This is a genomic window from Lysinibacillus sp. UBA6686 (genome assembly GCF_002455205.1).
Taxonomy (GTDB): Bacteria; Bacillota; Bacilli; order Bacillales_A; family Planococcaceae; genus Lysinibacillus; species Lysinibacillus pakistanensis.
Window position 1 is genome coordinate 85,525 of record NZ_DKJS01000037.1, and the last position, 22,238, is coordinate 107,762.

At 35.6% G+C, this 22,238-nt stretch carries 22 protein-coding genes and 1 riboswitch; of the genes, 8 read left to right on the forward strand and 14 right to left on the reverse strand.

From position 1 onward, the window contains the following. Positions 1-10: 10 nt before the first annotated feature. Positions 11-1,024, reverse strand: a complete 1,014-nt coding sequence (sppA, locus tag B2R82_RS09570) for a signal peptide peptidase SppA (protein WP_286924622.1) — start codon at positions 1,022-1,024, stop codon at positions 11-13. Positions 1,025-1,218: 194 nt separating this feature from the next. Beyond that, positions 1,219-2,805 (reverse strand): acyl-CoA synthetase MbcS, encoded by a 1,587-nt coding sequence (gene mbcS / locus B2R82_RS09575; RefSeq protein ID WP_286924623.1) that lies wholly within the window; start codon positions 2,803-2,805, stop codon positions 1,219-1,221. Between the two features lie 247 nt (positions 2,806-3,052). After that, positions 3,053-3,151, forward strand: a riboswitch (TPP riboswitch). 89 nt (positions 3,152-3,240) lie between these two features. Between mbcS and thiM the strand changes: the two genes are divergently transcribed. Genes thiM through thiE form a run of 3 tightly spaced genes read left to right on the forward strand, consistent with a single transcriptional unit; the run spans position 3,241 to position 5,442 of the window. Further along, a complete protein-coding gene (gene thiM, locus B2R82_RS09580) occupies positions 3,241-3,996 on the forward strand; it encodes a hydroxyethylthiazole kinase (protein WP_286924625.1) in 756 nt (251 codons plus the stop codon). Next, positions 3,996-4,820 (forward strand): bifunctional hydroxymethylpyrimidine kinase/phosphomethylpyrimidine kinase, encoded by an 825-nt coding sequence (gene thiD, locus B2R82_RS09585; protein ID WP_286924627.1) that lies wholly within the window; start codon positions 3,996-3,998, stop codon positions 4,818-4,820. The genes thiM and thiD overlap by 1 nt, the downstream gene beginning before the upstream one ends. Next, positions 4,810-5,442, forward strand: coding sequence for a thiamine phosphate synthase (gene thiE / locus B2R82_RS09590; RefSeq protein ID WP_286924629.1), 633 nt, complete (start codon positions 4,810-4,812; stop codon positions 5,440-5,442). Before thiD ends, thiE begins: the two co-directional genes overlap by 11 nt. An 84-nt stretch (positions 5,443-5,526) precedes the next feature. On the opposite strand, the gene B2R82_RS09595 is transcribed toward thiE, so the two are convergent. The 5 genes from B2R82_RS09595 to ezrA form a co-directional block, all read right to left on the reverse strand. After that, on the reverse strand, positions 5,527-5,745 hold the full coding sequence (locus tag B2R82_RS09595) for an alpha/beta-type small acid-soluble spore protein (RefSeq protein WP_012295642.1): 219 nt from the start codon (positions 5,743-5,745) through the stop codon (positions 5,527-5,529). Positions 5,746-5,980: 235 nt separating this feature from the next. Continuing rightward, complete coding sequence (gene thiI / locus B2R82_RS09600) at positions 5,981-7,189, reverse strand: tRNA uracil 4-sulfurtransferase ThiI (RefSeq protein WP_286924630.1); 1,209 nt, start codon at positions 7,187-7,189, stop codon at positions 5,981-5,983. Between the two features lie 4 nt (positions 7,190-7,193). Continuing rightward, positions 7,194-8,345 carry a cysteine desulfurase family protein gene (locus B2R82_RS09605; protein ID WP_286924631.1) on the reverse strand — a complete coding sequence of 384 codons (1,152 nt, stop codon included), beginning with the start codon at positions 8,343-8,345 and terminating at the stop codon, positions 7,194-7,196. A gap of 268 nt (positions 8,346-8,613) precedes the next feature. After that, positions 8,614-9,087: a GNAT family N-acetyltransferase gene (locus B2R82_RS09610; RefSeq protein ID WP_313373024.1), complete on the reverse strand. Its 474-nt coding sequence runs from the start codon at positions 9,085-9,087 to the stop codon at positions 8,614-8,616. 139 nt (positions 9,088-9,226) lie between these two features. Next, positions 9,227-10,927 (reverse strand): septation ring formation regulator EzrA, encoded by a 1,701-nt coding sequence (gene ezrA / locus B2R82_RS09615; RefSeq protein ID WP_286924633.1) that lies wholly within the window; start codon positions 10,925-10,927, stop codon positions 9,227-9,229. 245 nt (positions 10,928-11,172) lie between these two features. Between ezrA and hisJ the strand changes: the two genes are divergently transcribed. Both hisJ and B2R82_RS09625 read left to right on the forward strand, forming a co-directional pair. Beyond that, positions 11,173-11,967, forward strand: a complete 795-nt coding sequence (gene hisJ / locus B2R82_RS09620) for a histidinol-phosphatase HisJ (protein WP_286924634.1) — start codon at positions 11,173-11,175, stop codon at positions 11,965-11,967. Between the two features lie 24 nt (positions 11,968-11,991). Further along, positions 11,992-12,471 (forward strand): GAF domain-containing protein, encoded by a 480-nt coding sequence (locus tag B2R82_RS09625; RefSeq protein WP_286924635.1) that lies wholly within the window; start codon positions 11,992-11,994, stop codon positions 12,469-12,471. 308 nt (positions 12,472-12,779) lie between these two features. On the opposite strand, the gene B2R82_RS09630 is transcribed toward B2R82_RS09625, so the two are convergent. Next, complete coding sequence (locus B2R82_RS09630) at positions 12,780-14,666, reverse strand: sensor domain-containing diguanylate cyclase (RefSeq protein ID WP_286924636.1); 1,887 nt, start codon at positions 14,664-14,666, stop codon at positions 12,780-12,782. A 468-nt stretch (positions 14,667-15,134) separates the two neighbouring features. Here B2R82_RS09630 and rpsD point away from each other — a divergent pair, with 468 nt between their 5' ends. Beyond that, entirely contained in the window at positions 15,135-15,737 is a 603-nt protein-coding gene (rpsD, locus tag B2R82_RS09635; RefSeq protein WP_054770899.1) for a 30S ribosomal protein S4, read from the forward strand. 268 nt (positions 15,738-16,005) lie between these two features. Here rpsD and B2R82_RS09640 read toward each other — a convergent pair whose 3' ends face one another. From B2R82_RS09640 to B2R82_RS09665, 6 genes are all read right to left on the reverse strand, one after another. Continuing rightward, positions 16,006-16,179, reverse strand: a complete 174-nt coding sequence (locus B2R82_RS09640; protein WP_286924637.1) for a hypothetical protein — start codon at positions 16,177-16,179, stop codon at positions 16,006-16,008. A 56-nt stretch (positions 16,180-16,235) separates the two neighbouring features. Further along, entirely contained in the window at positions 16,236-16,547 is a 312-nt protein-coding gene (locus B2R82_RS09645; protein WP_286924639.1) for a hypothetical protein, read from the reverse strand. Between the two features lie 350 nt (positions 16,548-16,897). Next, positions 16,898-17,455, reverse strand: a complete 558-nt coding sequence (locus B2R82_RS09650) for a GNAT family N-acetyltransferase (protein WP_286924640.1) — start codon at positions 17,453-17,455, stop codon at positions 16,898-16,900. Between the two features lie 152 nt (positions 17,456-17,607). Continuing rightward, positions 17,608-17,787, reverse strand: coding sequence for a sporulation protein Cse60 (locus B2R82_RS09655; RefSeq protein ID WP_286924642.1), 180 nt, complete (start codon positions 17,785-17,787; stop codon positions 17,608-17,610). Between the two features lie 625 nt (positions 17,788-18,412). Then, positions 18,413-19,288 carry a CPBP family intramembrane glutamic endopeptidase gene (locus B2R82_RS09660; RefSeq protein WP_286924643.1) on the reverse strand — a complete coding sequence of 292 codons (876 nt, stop codon included), beginning with the start codon at positions 19,286-19,288 and terminating at the stop codon, positions 18,413-18,415. A 2-nt stretch (positions 19,289-19,290) separates the two neighbouring features. After that, complete coding sequence (locus B2R82_RS09665; RefSeq protein ID WP_286924644.1) at positions 19,291-19,878, reverse strand: TetR/AcrR family transcriptional regulator; 588 nt, start codon at positions 19,876-19,878, stop codon at positions 19,291-19,293. A 167-nt stretch (positions 19,879-20,045) separates the two neighbouring features. On the opposite strand from B2R82_RS09665, the gene B2R82_RS09670 reads away from it, so the two are divergent. Together B2R82_RS09670 and B2R82_RS09675 are read left to right on the forward strand one after the other, a co-directional pair. After that, on the forward strand, positions 20,046-20,420 hold the full coding sequence (locus tag B2R82_RS09670) for a hypothetical protein (RefSeq protein WP_286924645.1): 375 nt from the start codon (positions 20,046-20,048) through the stop codon (positions 20,418-20,420). Positions 20,421-20,806: 386 nt separating this feature from the next. Next, entirely contained in the window at positions 20,807-22,012 is a 1,206-nt protein-coding gene (locus B2R82_RS09675) for an iron-containing alcohol dehydrogenase (RefSeq protein WP_286924646.1), read from the forward strand. Positions 22,013-22,238: the final 226 nt, after the last annotated feature.

Sequence of the window (22,238 nt, forward strand, 5' to 3'; positions counted from 1 at the left end):
TGCTCCCCCCTTAGTATTCGCCGTATAAGTACATCATTTTCGGTGCTTTATAATCTGTCATGATTTTCATCAGCATTTTTTCCTCAGTAGATGGACCAAAGACAGATCCAATCTTCATGCCAACATATGACTGCCAGCCACCCATTTCATATGAATACTCAAATAATTCAGCATCTTGTAAACCAAAATCTTCGCGTAATGCAGTAATCGTAGCTTCCTGATCCCCAATTTCATCAATTAAGCCAGATTCAAGTGCCTTTGTACCACTAAGTATTCGACCATCAGCAACTTTTTTAACTTCTGCTTCAGACATGTTACGTCCTTTTTCAACAATATCAACGAATTCCTCATATGATTCATTAATCATATCCTGCATCATGGCACGCTCTTCTGCTGTTACTTCCCGCATAGGACTTAGCATGTCCTTATGCTCACCAGATTTAAACGTCTCATACTTAATACCAACTTTTTCTGCCAAAGCCTGATAATTAATTGATTGCATAATGACACCTATTGAACCTGTTATTGTATCACGTTGTGCAAATATTTTATCGGCTGGTGCTGAAATATAGTAACCTCCTGATGCAGCCATTGAATCCATAGAAACATAAATTGGTATTTGTCGCTCTTCTTTAATTTTTAATAGTCTTTTATAAATTTCTGCAGATTCTTTAACACCACCACCTGGTGAATTGACACTTAAAACAATACCTTGTATCGAATCATCATTTAAAATATTATCTAATTGCTCTAAAAAGAATTGATGGTCATATGCTACTGGTTGCCATAACGAACTTGAGCCAATATCTTGTATTGCTCCATCAATCTTTAAATAGGCTATCCGCTTATCCATATTACCATTTTCGATAACTGTCTCCATAACTGACAAATCATTTCCAGCCATTATGCTGTCAAAATTACCAAATAAATCTGATTTAAAAATTGCAAATACAGTGTTGATACCTAAAGAAAATACAAGTAATACACCTGCAATAATTAAAGCAGTCCACCTTTTTACATTCATGTCTTTCCGCCTCCTCTACACGTTATACGAATAACTTTCTAATATGTTTCATTTTTTTGCAATACTATTTAAAAGTTTGCTAATTAATATTACCGAATATCATAAAAAAATCAAAGCTCAATAAAAATTCATGAACTTTGATTTTCGACATTATTTCCTAGGAAATTATTTTTCGACAAAAAGTAAATCTATAACTATTTAATATTACATTTATTTTTTTCTTGTTGACGCAATTCAATACGACGGATTTTGCCTGAAGAAGTCTTTGGCAATTCTGTTACAAATTCAATGGCCCGAGGATATTTATATGGTGCTGTTAAAGCTTTTACATGATTTTGAAGTTGTTTAATAAGATTATCATTTCCTAACTCTCCATCATTAAGTACCACAAATGCCTTTACAATATTTCCTCGAACTTCATCTGGACTTGCTACAACTGCCGCTTCTTTTACTGTAGCATGTTTGATGAGAGCGTCTTCTACTTCAAAGGGTCCTATTGTATAGCCAGATGAAATAATAACATCATCTCCTCGCCCCTCAAACCAAAAATAACCATCTACATCTTTATATGCTCGATCACCAGTGATATACCAATCTCCTCTAAATTGTAAACTGGTACGCTCAGGGTCATGTAAATATTTTTTAAATAACGCAGGCGTTTCACGATGAACGGCAATATCACCTACTTCTCCAACTGCAACAGGATTTCCAAAATCATCTATAATTTCTACTTTATTTCCTGAAGTTGGTTTTCCCATTGAGCCAATTCTAGCCTCCATACCTACCATTGTTCCAACCAGTAATGTATTTTCAGTTTGCCCATAGCCATCTCTTACCTGTAAACCGAAAGTATCCACAAACACTTTTATTACATCGCTATTTAGAGGTTCTCCTGCTGAGACGGCTTCACGAACACTTTCTAAATTAAAATCTTGTAAATTTTCTAGTGCAGCCATAAATCGATATTCAGTTGGTGTACAGCACAGAATATTAATATTGAATTTCTCAAGAAGTGTAAGATATGTTGCTGCATTAAATTTGCCTTTGTACACAAATGCGGTTGCACCACTTCCTAATGTAGCGAGGAATGGACTCCAAATCCATTTTTGCCAACCTGGAGCTGCCGTAGCCCAAACAATGTCATCTTCCTGTACGCCTAACCAATTTGGAGCTGTTGTTCGTAAATGTGCAAATCCCCAGCTATGTGTATGTACTGCTGCCTTAGGATTGCCTGTTGTACCACTTGTATAAGCTAAAAATGCCTTGTCTGAACTTTTCGTTGGCGTTGAACTTATGTAGTCTGTTGGTTGTTCTTGCATTTTTTGAAGTAATGACTGCCAAGGTTCGTGAGCAGTGCCTATTACGAATTGCTGCAAGCCCTGTAAGTTTTTCACGTTATCAAATTGCTCAATATATGGCTCATATGCAACAATGCCTTTTGCATGAGCGTGGTTTATACGATATTCTATATCCTTCGCTCTTAGCATTTCTGAACTAGGAATAATTGTTATACCAGCTTTTAGAGCAGCAATATAGACAATATAGGCTTCTACTGATCTAGGCACCATCACGATAAGTACATCACCTTTTGTTAAACCTTGTTTTGTAAAAACATGTGCTGCCTGATTTGCCTTTGCCAGTAAATGTGCGTATGTAATAAACTGAACATCATCATTTTCATCATAAATAATGAGCGCATTCTTGTTTGCATCCTTTGCATATTTTTCAATTTCCTCTGTAATATTGTACCATTCAGGTGCAATTAAATCCTGTCTTTTCATGGCAAATGCCTCCCTTATGCTATGACTCATTATAAAACTCCATTTTTATCATTTTCAATGGTTCGCACTCTATTTTAGAAAAGTCATGACAACTATCATACTTTGCTATATGGCATCAGTCACGTTCATCAATCAATTTCGCCTAGGTGTAATTGTAGCTGTCGCTACAGAACTACATTTGCTAATGAAGATAAAAACTATCTATTGAACAGGAAAGAAAAGTATGGTACATTTTGGTCAACTAAAAGCAAGATTGCAGGGGGACTCATTAGGAGTTGAGAAGGTAAAACCTGACCCTTTGAACCTGTTAGTTAATACTGACGTAGGGAGCAATTCACATCTAATTCATTGATGAAAGGCTCTTTGCGTGTATTTTTTGCACAAAAAAGAGCCTTTTTTGCACGCTTACGTCCATCCAACAAAGGAGGACTTAAAATGGTTTTTCAAACTATCCGTAAAAAAAGCCCACTAATTCATTGCATTACAAATTATGTAGTGGCAAATTTTCAAGCAAACGGGCTTTTAGCAATCGGTGCCTCACCAGTTATGGCTGATGGCAATGATGAGGTCGAGGAAATGGTTGCAATTGCCTCAAGCTTATTGATAAATATTGGTACCCTTAATGACAAAACGAAAGAATCCATGATACTTGCAGGAAAAAAAGCCAATGCACTTGGCATACCTGTAGTGTTAGATCCAGTTGGCGCTGGAGCCACGACCTACCGAAAACAAACCGTAAAGCAACTGTTAGAAGAGATTGAATTTGCAGTAATTCGCTGCAATATTGGAGAGCTTGCCGCAATTGCCAACGTAAAATGGCAGCAAAAAGGTGTAGATAGTGGAACAGGTTCAATTTCTTTAGAGAATGAAGCAAAAAGAATTGCTCAGTTGTATCATTGTATAGTGATTGTCACAGGTGAAAAAGATTTCATAACTGATGGAAATCACCAACAATGGATTACAGGCGGAAATCCTCATATGACAGAGGTCACCGGTACTGGCTGCTTATTAAGTGCCATTTGTTGCGCTGCTTTTGTATCCGACAATCAGCCCTATAACCAATTAGTAGATGTACTAAGATGTTATAAAAAAATTGCTGAACAAGCTGGTTCTACTACACAATACATCGGTGATTTTCAAATTGCTGTATTGAATGAACTATATCGTCTTTCAAAGGACGGTGAACGATAATGCAGGTTGTTACGACAATTGCTGGATCTGATAGTGGCGGCGGTGCTGGTATACAGGCTGATTTAAAAACCTTTCAGGAATTAAAGGTGTTTGGAACTTCTGTCATTACAGCTTTGACCGCACAAAATACACTTGGTGTATCAGGGGTAATGCCCATTGAGGCAAGCTTTGTTGAGCAACAACTACAGTCACTATTGGAGGATTTCCCAATTAGTGCTATGAAAACAGGCATGCTATTTTCATCAGCCATTATACAAACTATTGCACAGATAATGGCTAATACCAAAGTTCCACTTATTGTAGATCCTGTGATGATTGCAAAGGGCGGAGAAAGCTTATTACAACAAGATGCCATTGATGCTATCATTAATCTTCTACTGCCAGTGGCAACCATTGTGACTCCGAATATTCCAGAGGCCGAAACGCTTACTGGCAAAGAAATTAACACTTTAGCTGATATAAAAGAAGTAGCCAAGCTCTTGCTACAAACTGGAGTACAATGTGTCATTATAAAAGGAGGTCATTTAGCAGATAAGAATTTTGCCATTGATTATATATTTTTTAAAGATGGACATTCTTTTTCTATGCAAACTCCTCGTATTGCATCAAAAAATACACATGGTACTGGCTGTACGTTTTCAGCAGCCATAACTGCTTTTTTGGGCAGTGGTCTTCCTATAAAAGAAGCAATTATCGAAGCAAAAAAATTTATTCAATTAGCAATAACGTATGATTTAGCTCTAGGTAATGGGCATGGGCCGACAAATCATTTTGCCTATCAAAACTATAAGGAGACTTGTGAGGTGATTATTCATGAATCGTAATGATTTACAGCTATATTTTATAATGGGCACAGGTAATGTTGTCCATCAGAAGCCAATACAAGTTCTTGAAAAAGCTTTACAGCATGAGATCACCATGTTTCAGCTTCGAGAAAAGGGACCTCGTGCATTAACAGGACAAGAATATGAAAATTTTGCTCGTCATTGTCAAAAGCTTTGTCAGCAGTATAATGTGCCGTTTATTATCAATGATGATGTAGAGCTTGCAGTAAAACTTAAGGCAGATGGAATTCATATTGGTCAGGAGGATTTCCCTGTATCTAAAATTCGTAAAAAAATTGGAAAGATGATATTAGGTGTTTCAGTTCATTCTCATGCTGAATTGGAAACTGCTTTACAATATGGAGCAGATTATGTAGGAATTGGTCCCATTTTTGCAACTACTTCTAAAAGCGATGCGAAAACGCCAAGTGGAACAAAATTTTTGCAGGGCATACGCATTGAAAACCCTGAGCTTCCCATTGTTGCAATTGGAGGCATAAATTGTTCAAATGGACAATCAGTTATTGATGCTGGTGCGGATGGTATCGCTGTTATTTCTGCTATTTGTGATAGTGAGGATATTTCCCAGACAATAGCAACGTTTAAATCATTTTTTATTTAGGATAATTAAACTAAATGTAAGCAAACTAAAACCAGTGCCTTTTACGGTCACTGGTTTTAAGCTTAATAATTACTTATTCAGCAATTATTGATTGTTGTTTGGCATACCTTTTAATTGAGATTCTGCCATTTGTACAAGACGTTTAGTGATTTCACCACCAACGGAACCGTTAGCACGAGCTGAAGCGTCAGCTCCTAATTGAACACCAAATTCTTGTGCAATTTCGTATTTCATTTGATCAAGTGCTTGTTGTACACCAGGTACTGCAAGCTGGTTTGAACTGCGGTTGTTGTTTGAAGCCATGTCTCTCACCTCCTTGTGAATATAGAATGTGCGATATTAGATTTTTAATACAAAATTTTTAGAGGTAAATTGTACCTCCATAGGAAAAAGGGGAAATTAAAAAAAGCCGCCTCAAAATTTGCTTTTGAGACGACTTTATATCTAGTGTAATTACGACCAGATTTTTTTCTTTACAAGCACTCCGCTATTTATAGAGATAGAAGTTTTTTGCTGAATCAATATAAATTCATTCTCGTTATAAAAGATCTGCAAATTTATCGGTTTCTTGTTCTTTTTTCGGGAAAATATAGACCTCTCTATTTTTCACAGCTCGTTCAATTAATTCATCAAAATCCGAGAAGCTTTCGTAATGTTCAACCTTCTCAAGCTTTGGCTTTGTTTTTGGACTTGCAGGTGTAAAAATGGTGCAGCAATCTTCAAATGGCTGGATAGATGTTTCGTATGTGCCAATTTTCTCAGCAATATCGATAATTTCTAATTTATCAGTTGAGATCAAGGGACGTAAAATCGGTGTATTGGTTACAGCATTTATTGCAGTAAGACTTTCAAGTGTTTGACTTGCCACTTGTCCAAGGCTTTCACCTGTTACGATTGCGAGTGCATCTATTTCCTCCCGTACCTTATCAGCAACTTTTAACATCATACGGCGAGTTGTTGTCATGGATACATTTGAAGGTACTTTTTCTTTAATCAGTACCTGTATTTCAGTAAAAGGAATGACATGTAAACGAATGCTTGCACCAAACTTCGTTAATTCATTTGCTAGTACCTTTACCTTTTCCAATGAATTTTGGCTTGTATATGGTGGACTAAAGAAATGAATCGCCTCTAAGCGCACACCACGCTTCATCATTAAATAGCCAGCGACTGGACTGTCTATTCCACCAGAAAGCATTAACAGCGATTTCCCATTAGAACCTACTGGCATTCCTCCTGCACCAGGAATCACTTGTGCCATCATATAAGTTGCATCATGACGTACTTCTACACGAAGCTCAATATCAGGATTCTTTACCTTTACTGATAGATTTTTGTAATTTGGTAAAACATAGCCGCCAATTTCACGTTGAATAGCATGAGATTCTAATGGAAATGTTTTATCTGTGCGCTTCACCTCTACTTTAAAGGTAAGCTGCTCATTTTTAAATGTATCCATAATTGTAATGGCGAGCTTTTTCATAGCTTCAATATCTTTTTCACACGCTGCCACTGGGCTGAAAGATTGTATGCCAAAAATTTTAGGTAGTCCTTCTAATAAAGCATTCATTTGAATTTCATTTTGTATAGCGATAAACATCCGATCACGCTCTGTACGAATGTGTAAATGTCCTAAATCTGCAAACGCATGACGAATATTTTCACGCAATCGGCGGATAAAATCCATCTTATTGCGCCCTTTTGTTGAAAGCTCGCCATAGCGAATTAAAATTTCTTTCCAAATCATTGTATTATTCTCCTTTAAGTTCCATCAATACTTCATTTAACACATCTTTAAATTTTGCAATATCCTCATCCGATAAATAGGCACCAAAGCTTAAACGGATAACACCCTTTTTAAAATGCTCATCAAGTTTTAGGGCCTCTACCACATGGCTAGTTTTTGTTTGCTTTGACGAACAAGCGCTTGATGTAGAAACGATTACCTGACGTTTTTGCATTGCATTAATAATAACCTCACCTTTTAAATCCCGAATGCTAAAGGATAAAATATGTGCTGCTCCCTGAGGCGTCGATAAAATATGCACTGCCTCTCCATATTCACGTAACTGTAGACATATTTCATCATGCCACTTACGATACTTTTTTTCCTGATCCAGCCTTGATTCCACCGCAATACGAGCAGCTTTGGATAAAGCGACAGCCTGCGGAACAGCCACTGTCCCACTACGTAATCCATATTCCTGACCACCGCCAAGTGCATACGGTTGCCACTTCATATGTGTCCGAAACGCTAACACACCTGAGCCCTTAAACCCATGAATTTTATGCCCTGAAATGGAAATGCAGTCAGGTCCATCCTCATGGTTAAATGCTAAAGGTAATTTTCCGAAACTTTGAACGGCATCCACATGAAAAGCAGCCCTGCTCATATTATGAATAATTTTAGCTGCTTCAAATATGGGCTGAATGGCGCCCATTTCATTATTAACGTGCATTATGCTTACTAAAATGGTATCCTTACGTACTTTTGCACGAAGATCATCTAATGAAATCACTCCATTTTGATCCACTGGCAGATATTCTACCTCAAAGCCCTCTTTTTCAAGTTGCTTAACGGACTCTAGAACAGAGGGATGTTCAATTTCAGTCGTTATAATATGCTTGCCTTTATGTGTATTGCTGCGAGCCAGACCCAAAATTGCTGTATTATTGGATTCAGTACCACCTGATGTAAATAGCACATTTTTTGCTTCTGTCTGCAAAATATCTGCTACTTGCTCACGTGCACGCATTAATAAGTTGTTTGCTTCAACACCCATTGCATGTATGGAAGCGGGATTGGCATAATACTGCTCATTCACTACCATAAATGCTTGCATGACCTCTTTTAAAGGCTTTGTGGTTGCACTATTATCTAAATAAATTGTTTTTACTTCCATTAAAATTCACACACTTTCAAAACGTTGATTTAACGGTATTTATCATAACGCAATCTTGGGCAATTGACCACTAACTTTAACAATTATTCTAATTAAGTCACTCTTTTATTTACTTTTACTATTTTAGCTTGAAAAATTAATTCATCACTTATGCCTTTGCGTAAGCGTCCAGATTATTTTCAAGCTTGCTTGTAAAATCCATCTTCAAAACCTGTGATATCCGCCGGGACTTTGACTTCATGGAAACGCCCAAAAGTAAACGTTACATTCATTTTTTCAACATTGTTATAAATGCGCTTGTTGCTGTGAATTCCATGCTTTTTTTAAAGCCTAATTTTTCGTAAAGATGAATAGCTCTCGTATTAAATTTTGCAACTGTTAAGCGGAGAGGATACTGATTATTTTGTTGTATTTGATGTAGGATAAATGTAAAAAATTCCATACCAAAACCTTTCCCTGTTAATTCAGGCTTCATCCCGATACCTACATCAATACATTCGTTCAGATATGCCCCATAGTCATGCCCTTTAGGAACTTGTGCAGATGCTCCTGTGCAAAAAAAACCGACAAGTTCATCTTTGTCGTTAACAATTGATTTATATGGATTATCAAGTATTTCTTTTATTGATTCCTCAGAATGTTCGTTGTTATAAAAATCATATGGTGGTTCATATTTCCAACTTACAATATCAGTCGCATAGCTTACAGTCATTTCCCTAATAAAAAATTGCAATTTCCCCACTCCTTTTCATCCGTTTATTTATCTGTCATTTCGATGTTCTAACCAGCGTATCCATCTGATTTCAAAAACAAAGCTGTCTAAAAAGTATTCGTATACTTTTTAGACAGCAGATGAAATTTCTTATATGGCTGTGTCTTAACTATCTTGACATGAATTCCTCTGCAACGAGCTCTTGAATTCGTTTTAAAGCGCCTGGCTCCATTTCTTCAACTGCCGTTCCAGCCTCTTCTAGTGCTTTGGAATAACGGAATTGATGAAAGGCGACTTCAGCTTCTTTTAAACGAGCATTCAATTTTGGATTTGTTACACGATGACGATTTCCATACTGAATAATTCGTTCAATTAGCATTACATTCTCTATCAATTCATTCGCCTTTTCTTTTACATCCTCCACACAAAGGGTTGCAGCCGTTAAATTATTATGTACTGTTCCCATATTAAGAGGTACTTCTTGCAAACTTTGCATCACTACATAGATATGCTCTGCTGCCTCATCTAAACGCGCATCCATTTCATCTGGTATACCAGGAATATTGGCTTTATTTAAAAGTCGATCTGTCTCTTGCAATGCTTTCTTTAGGCTTTCTACTTGTGTACGTGCCTTATTCTCATCTATACGAAGTTTTTTCATCGTATTTGATAAATGCCCTTGTTCCTCATGAATTCGTTCAAGCTCATCACTAATTTCAATTAATTCCTCCTGCAAGCTTGAGTAAGCAGACTTTTCCTCTTTCACGCGTATTGCTAGTAACTCATAACGTCGCTGTAATGCCTCTAATTGCTTTAAAGCCACTTTTGGAATCTCTGCATCCTTTTCATTTAAATGATAGCTTTGTTGCACATAAGTCGCTTCATCACTAACCAATCTTGTTGAAGTAATAACATTGGTAATTGAACTTAGTAAGCGATCACAATTTTGGTCAACATAGTTTTTAGCTATAACCTCTTTTTCCAGTAAATCGTAGAATCGATCAATTTCTTCATTTATTTCAGCAACACGCGGCTTAACATCTGTCAAATTAAGCTCTGCTAACTCGTTTTTTAATGTTTTAAATTCTTCTTCAAACTTATTTAGTGCCTCTGCTAGCTCCAAATGCTGTAAATAATAGGATTGATCCTCCATTTCACGCTGACCACTACGCAATTCCTGTACAGCTCCAGGTAGCTTTACTTGCAGCTCTGTTAAAATCGTTGGTACATCATTGATATAGTCAAATGTTTGTTGAGATTCATGGTTTAGGCTGATTACAATCTCCCTTGCCTGCAAATAATTCCCTTCGCTTGTCAGTACATCAAATTCCTCAAACTTTTGAACGAATGTCTCCAGTCTATTTTCCAATGCTGGTAAAGCTACCCCAAATGAATGTTGATGGGCTAACAAGGTTTTACGTGCAGAGCGATAATATTCTTTTAATTGTTCAATTTCTATACGGTTTTTTTCTTCGCTGCCAATTAATTCATTTAATTCTTCTAAAATTTTATCTTTATCCTGTTCACACTTTTGAATATAATCCTCTATCTCACGTTCAATGAGTGTTGCTTTTTTAAAACGCAGTCTATTTATTTGGTCCTCTGCATCAAATAACAGCGAATCAATTTTTGTCATATGTACATCGATGACCTCGTCCCAGCTATTACGCCATCGTTCAAACATCTCTTCTGTTTCACCGTTCATATTCAAAGATTTAACTTTGGAAATTTCCTCATTTATGGGATTGTTTTGTATTTGTAATTTTTCATTTTCAAGCTTTGCAATGATTGTTGTATGTTTTCGTCGCATCATAAATCCCACTATAGCTAAAATTAATAGTAGGACAACCGGAATGATGATATACTCCATCGTAAGCCTCCTATTCTACAATAAACGAATTGGCTAGTTGTATTTATTATATACTATGTTTTCGCCTTTTGTACTAAAATTTAAGCGTTTTTCGGAAAAGTGTATGACAACGCTCAGGTATAATCAATTACGCCATAGTATTAATTACGTCCGGATTTTTTCGAGCTCGCTTGAAAAGCTTCTCTTCAAAATCTGCTGGGGGCTTTAATCTTGATTGATTAAAAAACATAGGGAGTGGTAATTTAATGAAACGTGACGGACACATTCATAGTCCTTATTGTCCACATGGTACTACTGATACATTTAAGCAATATATTGAGAAAGCAATTGCTAATTGCTTCACTGATATTACGTTTACAGAGCATGCGCCTTTACCATCAGGTTTTATTGACCCTACACCAGAAAAAGATAGTGGTATGAATCCAGAATTTCTAATGTCTTATCTCAATGATTTGCAGAGCCTGCAAAAGCAATATGCACGAGACATTCGTATTCATATTGGATTAGAGGTTGACTACATTCAAGGCTTTGAACAAGAAACACGTGAATTTTTGGATACATATGGACATTATTTAAATGACTCTATTTTATCAGTCCACTTTTTATCGTGGCAAAATACATTTGAATGTATCGATTATTCTCCAGAAAGCTTTATTGATTTTGCTAAAAAGGTAGGCTCTGTTGAACAGGTTTATCATTTATATTATGATACGGTTCTACAATCCATTAAAGCAGATTTAGGAAAATATAAGCCTAAACGTATCGGACACCCCTCACTTGTTCACAAGTTCCAACTAGCACATAAAGTGAAAGTTGATGACACTGAGAGGATTCGAGAAGTTTTAGATTGTATGAAGCTAGATGGCTATGAGCTAGATGTAAATAGTGCTGGTTTAAGTAAAACACATTGTCAGGAACCTTATCCACCATTTGCCTTTATCGATTATAGTAAATCTATAGGATTGCCTGCTGTTTTTGGTTCAGATGCGCACAGTGCCACTGATTTACATCAACACTACCATGTTATATTTCCAAAATAAATAACTTTGAAACGAGGTGCTAGTATGTTTACGAAAATTCATTATGATGGACCCATCGCTGAACAATATCATTCATTGACTAAACAATTGGATGCCCTACTTACAGGAGAAACAGATCGTATTGCCAATTTAAGCAATGCCTCTGCATTATTGAATCAATTTTTAACAAACATTAACTGGGTTGGTTTTTATATCTTACACGGAGACGAGTTAGTGTTAGGTCCATTCCAAGGCTTACCTGCCTGCGTTAGAATTCCCACTGGGCGCGGTGTTTGCGGAACAACTGTAGCTCGAAAGGAAACAATCGTTGTTAAAGATGTACATGAATTTCCAGGACATATTGCCTGTGATGCGGCATCACAATCAGAAATCGTTATCCCTTTGATAAAAAACGGAGAAGTGATAGGTGTTCTTGACATCGACAGTCCAATTGTTAATCGATTTTCAAAAGATGATCAAGAAGGATTAGAGCTATTCGTTAATACGCTACTTCTACATTTATAAAAAGCATCAATTACCCCCAGCGTAAGTATGGCCAGATTTTTTTGAAAAAGCGCCTATTCAAAATCTGTGACATCCATCGAGGGCTTTAGGCCAACACGATGGATGTTACTCAGGTGAAGTTCTTAGTTAAGTTCCTCTATTTCAACGAATTTACTGAACCTGACGCTTCGCTCTCAGTACAAAAATATTTGTGGCTTTCACACAGGAAAGATTTACTGAAATCAAAATAAAAATTGCCCTGAAATGGTTTAACAATTGTCATTTCAGGGCAATTCAATTATATAGAAAGGATGCTGTGTGTTAGTCCATTAAACATTGGTTTTTACGGATTCGCGGTCATGAATACAGAAACGATTTTTACCATTATTTTTCGCTTGATATAATGCAGTATCAGCATGTAAAAATACAGATTGAAACGCAGGGCGATATTGTTCATCCCAAGTAATAAGACCTGCCGAAATAGTCACTTTCGGATCTGTAGCTTTGGGAATGACTGCAACAATTGTTGCTGCCAATTCTATGGCGTCTTTTTCATTAATATTTGGCACATAAATGGACATTTCTTCCCCACCCCAGCGCGCACAAATACCTCGCGTGCCAATTGTTTCTTTTAATTGTACGGCAATTTGTATAAGAATTTTATCACCAATTTGATGACCGTACGTATCATTAACACGTTTGAAGTTATCAATATCAATCAGTAAGAACATTCCCGATTTATCGTTCTTAAGCGATTTTTCAACATACTGATCTAAATAACTTCTTGCATATAATTTTGTTAGATGATCCAAATCTACCATTTCTTGAAGTTGATTTCGTAAAATTGAGTTTGCAATTGCTAGAGACGAGTGATGAATTAAAGATTGCATTAATTTAAAGCTATCAAATGAAAAGAAATAAGGCTCTTTATGTAATACAATACTAAAGCCATTTATTTTTTCCTCCATTAAAATTGGGATTGCCATAATTGATCGATATTCAGTTTGACTAGGGGTTAATCTGCTAAAATCAGCAATAAATAGTGGATCATTGGTATGCTCAAAATGTTGCTCAACATGTTTGATATATGTTATACCCTCTTGTGAGTTAAATAATGCTGTACTAGCGCCAGTCACTTCAAAGGTTTCATTATTTTTAAAAGCAAAACAGACTTCCATTGGCTGAAAAGATTTCATTAACTGTTTTTGTAGGAAAAGTAACATTTCATGAATGTCAATCCTCATGTTTAATCGATGTGATGTTTCATTGATGAGTTGTAAGTCACTTACGAGGCGGTGCGATTGATGATATAATTTTGCATTTTCGAGTGCATTTCCTGATGCTTGTGCTAGCATACGCACGAAATCCTTTTCGGTCGTTGAAAAAAGATATGTTGTAGGTGCACTTACTTGTAATATGCCATAAATTGCTTGTCTCCCTTTTATAGGAGCATTCAATAATCGACAATTCAAATCGCCTGCAAGTTCTGTTGTCAATTCTCCTGATACAAAAGCCTCAATCGTTGCTGGCCTTTCAGATAAATAATCAAAAAGCTTAATCTCGATAGTCGTATGGCGGTCCTGATCATTCGATAAAATAAGCTCTACATTAAATTCCGGGAAATTATCCTTAATATTCTTCAAGACATTTTCCAAAATTAAATCAATATCCATCGTGGAATGAAACAAATCGGTCATATTATATAATTTTCTATACTGATCCTCATTCACTTTTACTTCTAGATTTTCTCTAATCATCTGTAAAACCTTCGTAAGCGTTTCCACACATTCATCCCCGTAATCCGAGGACATAAAGTCTGTCCAAGCATCTGATGCCTCCACGAGTAACACTCCAATTGGATTTTTGCCATCTGCTTGAAAAAGCACCATATCTGTCATCATCGTATAGGCTTCTTTTTCTTTTAATATATAAGGAATTTTCACCACTTTTTGTTGATAAAAGCTAGCTTCAATCATTAACCATGACACAGCATTTAGTTTTGTTTCAATCGTCAAGGCAGCCATTTCTTCGACTGGTATTAAGGAATTACCCTCGAAACTGAGAAAAGCTGCATTAGCAATTTGCAAGTGCTTCTTTAGACACTGTTTTAATGGATAAAAGTACTCATTAAAACCGGCTTGTTCTTCCTTCGAACTCACCCAAAAGCTCAAAACATCTGATTTTATATATTTTAGCGTTTGTAAATGGTCTGTCATGAAATCACCTTTTCTATATAACGTCCAAATCAATTACTATTAACTTATAATATATTATACATAATTTGTGTCATTTTGACTATGTAATTCTGTTTTACTTTTACATTTTACATTTCTCACCGTATCTTTAACTATTTCGGGATAGTGTAAAATGTATAGAGAGGAATTTTCTACTATATGACCACTTTAAAAATAGTTTGTCTAATAATTGACGCCAATGCCAATAGCAGTTACAATGTAGGTTGTGTAAAATAAACGCAGCAGTGGTATAAGCTTATACCTGTATTTTATTCCTCTATTAAGTGGTGTATAACTTCTTAGTTCACATAACCACAAAATAGATGGTGTATTGTGTAACCTAACGGCTGCATAGGCGAAAGTACATGAAAATAAAATGCATATAAGAATGGGTACTACTGGTTTTTGTTTTACAACAAAAAAACCAAATTTAAAGGAGGAGACAACATTATGTCTCGTTATACAGGTCCATCTTGGAAATTATCACGTCGTCTTGGTATCTCACTAAGCGGTACAGGTAAAGAAATCGAAAAACGCCCTTACGCACCAGGTCAACACGGTCCTAACCAACGTAAAAAATTATCTGAATACGGTTTACAACTTCAAGAGAAGCAAAAACTTCGTCACATGTATGGCATGAACGAACGTCAATTCCGTACTCTATTTAACCGCGCTGGTAAAATGAAAGGTGTACACGGTGAAAACTTCATGATCCTTCTTGAAACTCGCCTTGATAACCTTGTTTACCGTTTAGGTTTATCTCGCACTCGTCGTGGTGCACGTCAATTAGTAAACCACGGTCACATCTTAGTAGATGGCAAACGCGTTGATATCCCATCATACAGCGTAAAACCAGGTCAATCGATTTCTCTTCGTGAAAAATCTCAAAACCTTGCTGTAGTAACAGAAGCAATCGAAGTAAACAACTTCGTACCTGATTACTTAACTTTTGATGCTGACAAAAAAGAAGGTACATTCACTCGCCTTCCAGAACGTTCTGAATTATCAGCTGAAATCAACGAAGCATTCATCGTAGAGTTCTACTCTCGTTAATTAAATTGCTCTGCAAAGAGTAGTTTAGAAAACCCTAGAAAACCTTTTATATCAAGGTTCTCTAGGGTTTTTGCTTTTTATCGATAATGTACAATCATGTATTAATTATTATTAATTTGGGGCTAATATTGGGTCTGAATTGGGGCTAATTATTAATGTTTTTGGTGGGCATGTTTGTAAAGATGTTCAAGTAGGATTGGGAATAATATCCCAGTCCTTTTTATTTTGCCTACAAAAAAACACCTGCCGTAGCAAGTGTTTATTTTTATTACTTTTCTTTATTCGTATCTTGTTGAGATTCCATTTCTTTACGTTTTTGCTCTTCTTCTAGTTGTTTTTTATAGATACGTGGAGCTGACGTTTTCATAAAGAAAGCATGCATACGTTGTTGAGTTTCAATAGATGGTATGGTTTTCAATTCATCCCCTCTTTTCCCATCCATCAGGAGTGGTCCTTTTATTCAAAGAGCAACACTATATACAACTACTATTTTAGAAATTACTCAACTAATTCTATAGTAAGTGTAGTAATTGTAAGTGGTACTGTACCTTGAACTTTACCATTATAACCAACTTTTACCTTATCACCAACCTGAAATGTTTCGTCTGGATTCTTTGCAAGATTCACATAAATTATTCCATAAACTGGATTACCTTCAGTTTTAGTTACATAAACAAAAGCTTCCCGATTATTTATCATCTCTTCAATCTCCCCTATAAAAGTTGCTTTAACTTTCCTATTCGAGGTACATGTAATTAATAAACCACAACATATTAGAAATGTAATTATCAAACTAATTTTCTTTTTCAAAATATAGTCCCCCTTTAATGCTCTTCAAACACTATAACCTCCTTCTTTAGATTAACATTATCTTAAATTAACATTTATTGGTACATCGATTTCATTTACCATTCCAGCCAATTATCTAACGATGGTTCACTATGCACTATGGATTGCGGAACCTCTAACCAGTTATAGAAAGGTACTAAACGTTCCCTGTGCGCTTTATCCTCCACAGGGGATGGATTTACTAGGCTTCACACTAGCACGCTCTACAACCTTGTTATACGCCCATACAAGTACAGCTTAGTATTCTTCATAGTTTAATGGCATAATAAAAAGCCACAACTCATTTGGAGTGTGACCTTCTTCATAACCTTCTAATATTCACTTTTCAAAATTGATAATATGGCAAGATCAATATACTTCCCGTTTTCATATTCATGTTGTCTCAAAATACCTTCTTGACAAAAATTTAATTTCTCCAACAATCTTATAGATGATGTATTTTCTGGCTCTACTTTTGCCTCGATCTTATTAATTCCCATTGACGTAAAGGCAAAATGGATTATGCTACTTAAAGCCTCTTGCATAATACCCTTTCCCCAATATTCAGGTTTTAAATCATATCCAATTTCTATTCGGTTATGTTCATTTTCATAATTCAAATAACCACATGTTCCAATCACTTTTTGGGTTTTAGTTTCTTCGATTACCCATCTTAAACCTGTCTGTTCTTTGAAAATTTTATCATACCAATTTATTTCATATATTGCATCTTCTACTGAAGTAAATAATGTTAATGGAATATACTTAACTACATTTTCATCAGAATAAAGCATAAAAATATCTTGGGCATCATCAACTATTCCTTTTCGTAGGATAAAGCGTTCTGTTTCCAATTTAGGGAAATCTTCAAAATTGAACTCCATATTCATAATAACTCTCCTTTTATTTCAAATTGATACGCATATTATGAACCTTAACATTGTGTGAAGGTCAAATTAATTTAAATAGGAACAAAAGTAAGACTAAAATGAAGTTTATACAATTAATAAAGTTGCAAAGCCACACCTGGTTAGATGTGACCTTAATTAGTTTTATAAACAATAAGTGCTGTGTATGTTTTAATGTTGTTATGATGCAAAACAGTAGAAAACTTTATATCGATGTATGTTCCTTCTTGTAAATAATCCAAGTATGTATTTACTTTGTCTTCTACATCATATAAATCTTGGGCTTCAAGAATTTTGGTTCTTACTTTTGCCACTTTAATCATCCCAATCTACCTATAACAATAGATAAGATGGAATGTATTGTCAATATAAAAAGGGACTTTCTGGACAGCCCCTTTTTGTTTAGATTTTGATAGATGATACTTCATTTTTTTGCGAAATAGAAGGTGATGACATGGGCTTTAACAACTACAATTTGTATACAGTAAATACAGAAAATATTATTTCTTTGAAAAATACGTTGGATCAATTTGATTAATAATTGAAACAGTTTCATAAAAATAGCCCATTTTATGATTTAAACACACACTACCTCCTAAAAATTTATTATTTTCCCAATTAATACAAAGTTCAAATCCGAAAGTTTCGTTTTTTGAGTATAAAAAGGGATATAGTAAATATATACAAGCAAAAGCAATTAAATATTTAAAAGAGGTAACTACATAAATCAAAAAACCCAAGCAAACACATTGAACTGCATCTTAGATGTAAAACTTTCGAGATGCAGTTCAAAAATTTATCTTGGGCTTTTGATGTTTATTTAGTTTTATGCTCATAGGTTATTAAATTCGACAATTAAAAAATCGCAACACTCAAATATAAAGTTTACCTCAACTTATGACTCGTCTAATCTATTTTATTATGTGATATATAAGATAATTACCGTTTTGAAAATTGATCATTACCTATTTCTGTAGATTTTACTCTATACCCGCTCCTCAGTTTTTTTCGTTTCCCCCGCAATAACCATCCAACTATGAGATATAGACAAGTAGTTAAAATCCCTGCAGATGGGGAAACGAGAAATTCTTTTCCCTGAGCAAGTTTGATATAGCCATCGAGAATAAGTGGATTAACAAGTGCATCCTCAGTCATATGCATAAGGACAAGCGGCCATATACTCCTTGTCATTAAGTAAATTTCTGTGTACATCACTGTCCAGCAAATCATCGTGACGATACCTATTATTGTAAATAGCCATCTATTGACAGGAAGTACACTGATGATATCACTCTCTGATAAAAACACAAGAAAGTATGGGATATGCCATGCACCCCAAACACCACCAACAATTAGATAGAGCCAAAAATCATTCACCTTTAAATTTGAAAGCTTACTTGTTAGATAACCTCTCCATACTGATTCCTCGAAAAAGTTTTTAACGAATTGAATAAGTAATCCACTAAGAAACACTGATAGTACAGTGCTTAGATTAAAGGCTGAAAAGTCCATCCAGTCGAATACATAGCTAATTAACAGTACTAAAGTTGTGACCGCTGGATAAATGAAAAGTGCAATGACATACCATTTTAAATTACCCTTAAAATTAGGCAATAAACCTATATCCCGCCAGCCATCTCCTGCAAAGGAACGTAACAGGATGGTTGCAAGCAGCGGAGATATGAGCCAAATTCCCATACCAAGAGTATCTCCCTGAGGCTGCTCTGGAATCAATTTATCTACTAACACACCAAACCAACCACATAGTAACACAACAACAATAAAGATCATTATGTTTCTAAGGGATGTTTTCATCTTCAATTAGCCTCCTTGTTTTCAAGTATCGAAATAATCCACATAGTATTAGGACAAGGCGTTTCTGGATGTAGCGCAATATATTGAGCAATTCCTTGTATAGAACACCAAAATGATACAGCAAGGGCTTCTGGATTCCCTTGCCTGATTTCACCTAACAATTGTCCCTTTTCAATTAAAGGGATACTCCTTTTTATCAATTTGTCTGCTTCAGAAAGCATTTCCTTTAAATCCTCTGACAAGTGTTCTAGATGCTGGGCATTTTCCATCAATACAAACATTTTTGCAGCAGATGGATTTGTACAAATCATTTTAAATAACTCCTCAACAACTACCTTAAACGTGTCCAAGGGCGATTCATCAGTAAAGTGAAAATCCATTTTAAGTCGTTCACAGCCTATCCGAATAAGCTCTTCATAAAGTTTTTCCTTAGAGTCGAAATAATGAAAAAGCAATCCCATACTCATATCAGCAGCTTTGGCAATATCTGCAACCTTTGTTTCCCCATATCCCTTCCGTATAAATAAATCTAGTGCAGATGTTAAAATAACGGCCTTTCGTTGCTCCTTCTGTTCATGTCGCAATGACATTGTCAACACTCCTTCATTAAAAATATATTCATTGAAATAATATTCAATAAAAATTTAAAAATCCCTGCAAAAATATCTATAAACGGAACTTTTTTAAGAAGGTAATGGAACTTTTTTGTTTGAAAGAAGTCAAATGTAGGAAATATCCGAAGTAAAAGGAGGATAATATGAAGCTTGATGAATTAGTTATACTGATCTTAATTTATAGTGGGCTAATGATTTTTTTCATTGTGCCATTTGATAGGAATAAACCTTTTGAACACCCCTGCACTTTTTCAACTCTTTTCAGAGAAAATTTAATGCGGCTCATTTTCCATAAAAAGACGCTATTTGCGGTTATATTATTGATTCTACTATTAACAGGTATTTGGTTTGGCTTTAAACAACAGGAATACCATATCAACGCTCATAGTGGAAATCCCCCTATTCATACAAATACAACAGCAATTTTCTATATGTGTGGATTATTCCTCTATACAATTGTTCTATATTTACTACTTGCATTGACTACAACTTTCAAAGCTCAAAAAAATAACCATTAATTCATCTAAATAATGACAATTTTATGTACTTTAAAATAGTAATTGGATAAGGAAAAACAACTTAAACACTATCATTATAATCAATATAAAATATCAGTTATTTACTATGCATTTGGGCTTGATTTTAGAACCAATTCCTCAAAAATATATTTTACTTTTATAAAAAAACATTTAAAAAGCGTATTAAAATCAATATTCCTAGGCAACCCAATTGTTCAGCCATAATTAAAAAGGTTCATCTTTTTTGTAAAATAACAACTTGGTAAAACAGGGATATTTTAATAAAAATATGAGTTGAACTTTCATAAAAAATAGAATACGATGAATTTCGAAAGATGGTTCACCATCATTCAAGCAATAACAATTTTTTTAAAGGGGTTGGAAATATGTCAGACGTTCTAAAGCAATTTGTAATGCCGAAAACAAACTTATTTGGACCTGGAGCAATTCAAGAAGTTGGTAAACGCTTAAATGATTTAGAAGTGAAAAAGACATTAATCGTAACAGATGAGGGCTTACACAAATTAGGTCTCTCTGAACAAATTGCTAGCATCATTACAGCTGCTGGAATTGATGTAGCAATTTTCCCGAAGGCAGAACCAAATCCAACAGATCAGAACATTGAAGATGGTATTGCAGTGTATCATGCAGAAAACTGTGATTCTATCGTTTCTCTTGGAGGAGGTAGTGCCCACGATGCAGCGAAAGGTATCGGACTTATTGCTTCGAATGGTGGACGTATTCATGATTATGAAGGCGTTGACAAATCACAAAACCCACTAGTACCATTAATCGCAATTAATACGACTGCTGGTACAGCTAGTGAGATGACTCGTTTCACGATTATCACGGATACTGCTCGTAAGGTGAAGATGGCGATTGTGGACAAACATGTTACACCGCTTTTGTCTATTAATGATCCAGAGTTAATGATTGGCTTACCTCCTGCTCTAACTGCGGCAACTGGTGTAGATGCCTTAACACACGCAATCGAATCATTTGTGTCGACAAATGCAACACCAATTACGGATGCATGTGCTGAAAAGGTACTTCAGTTAGTTCCAGAATATTTGCCGCGTGCCTATGCAAATGGTGCGGATTTAGAAGCACGTGAACAGATGGTGTATGCTCAATTTTTAGCGGGTATGGCATTTAACAATGCTTCACTTGGTTACGTACATGCCATTGCACATCAACTAGGCGGCTTCTATAACCTTCCACATGGTGTATGTAATGCCATTTTATTGCCACATGTTTGCCGCTTCAATTTAACAGCTCGTACTGAACGTTTTGCAACGATTGCTGAGTTATTAGGTGAAAATGTTGAGGGCCTAAGTAAACGTGATGCTGCTGAAAAGGCGATTGAAGCTATAGAAAAATTATCAAATGATTTAAATATCCCTAGTGGCTTCCGTGAGTTAGGTGCGAAGGACGAAGATATTGAAATTTTAGCGAAAAACGCAATGTTAGATGTTTGTGCTGCAACAAACCCACGTAAAGCAACGTTAGAAGATATTAAACAAATTATTACAAATGCAATGGGTCCAGTAACGAAAAAAGAAGAATCACTGGAAGCTGTTGCACTTTCATAAAACAATTACTTGGTATGTCTCTTGCAGGCATACCTTTTTTATCTCGATTCAGCATCTACTGTGTGAAAGCGCAGCGACAGCAAAAAATGTTTCTATACTGAAAGCGAAGCATTAGGTACATAATACCTCCACCTCTATAGACAACGAGATGAATACAATTTCCCCCTATTCAGCAAGATACAAACGTCCGTTGAAATAGAGAAACTCAGGCAAAGATCATTACATT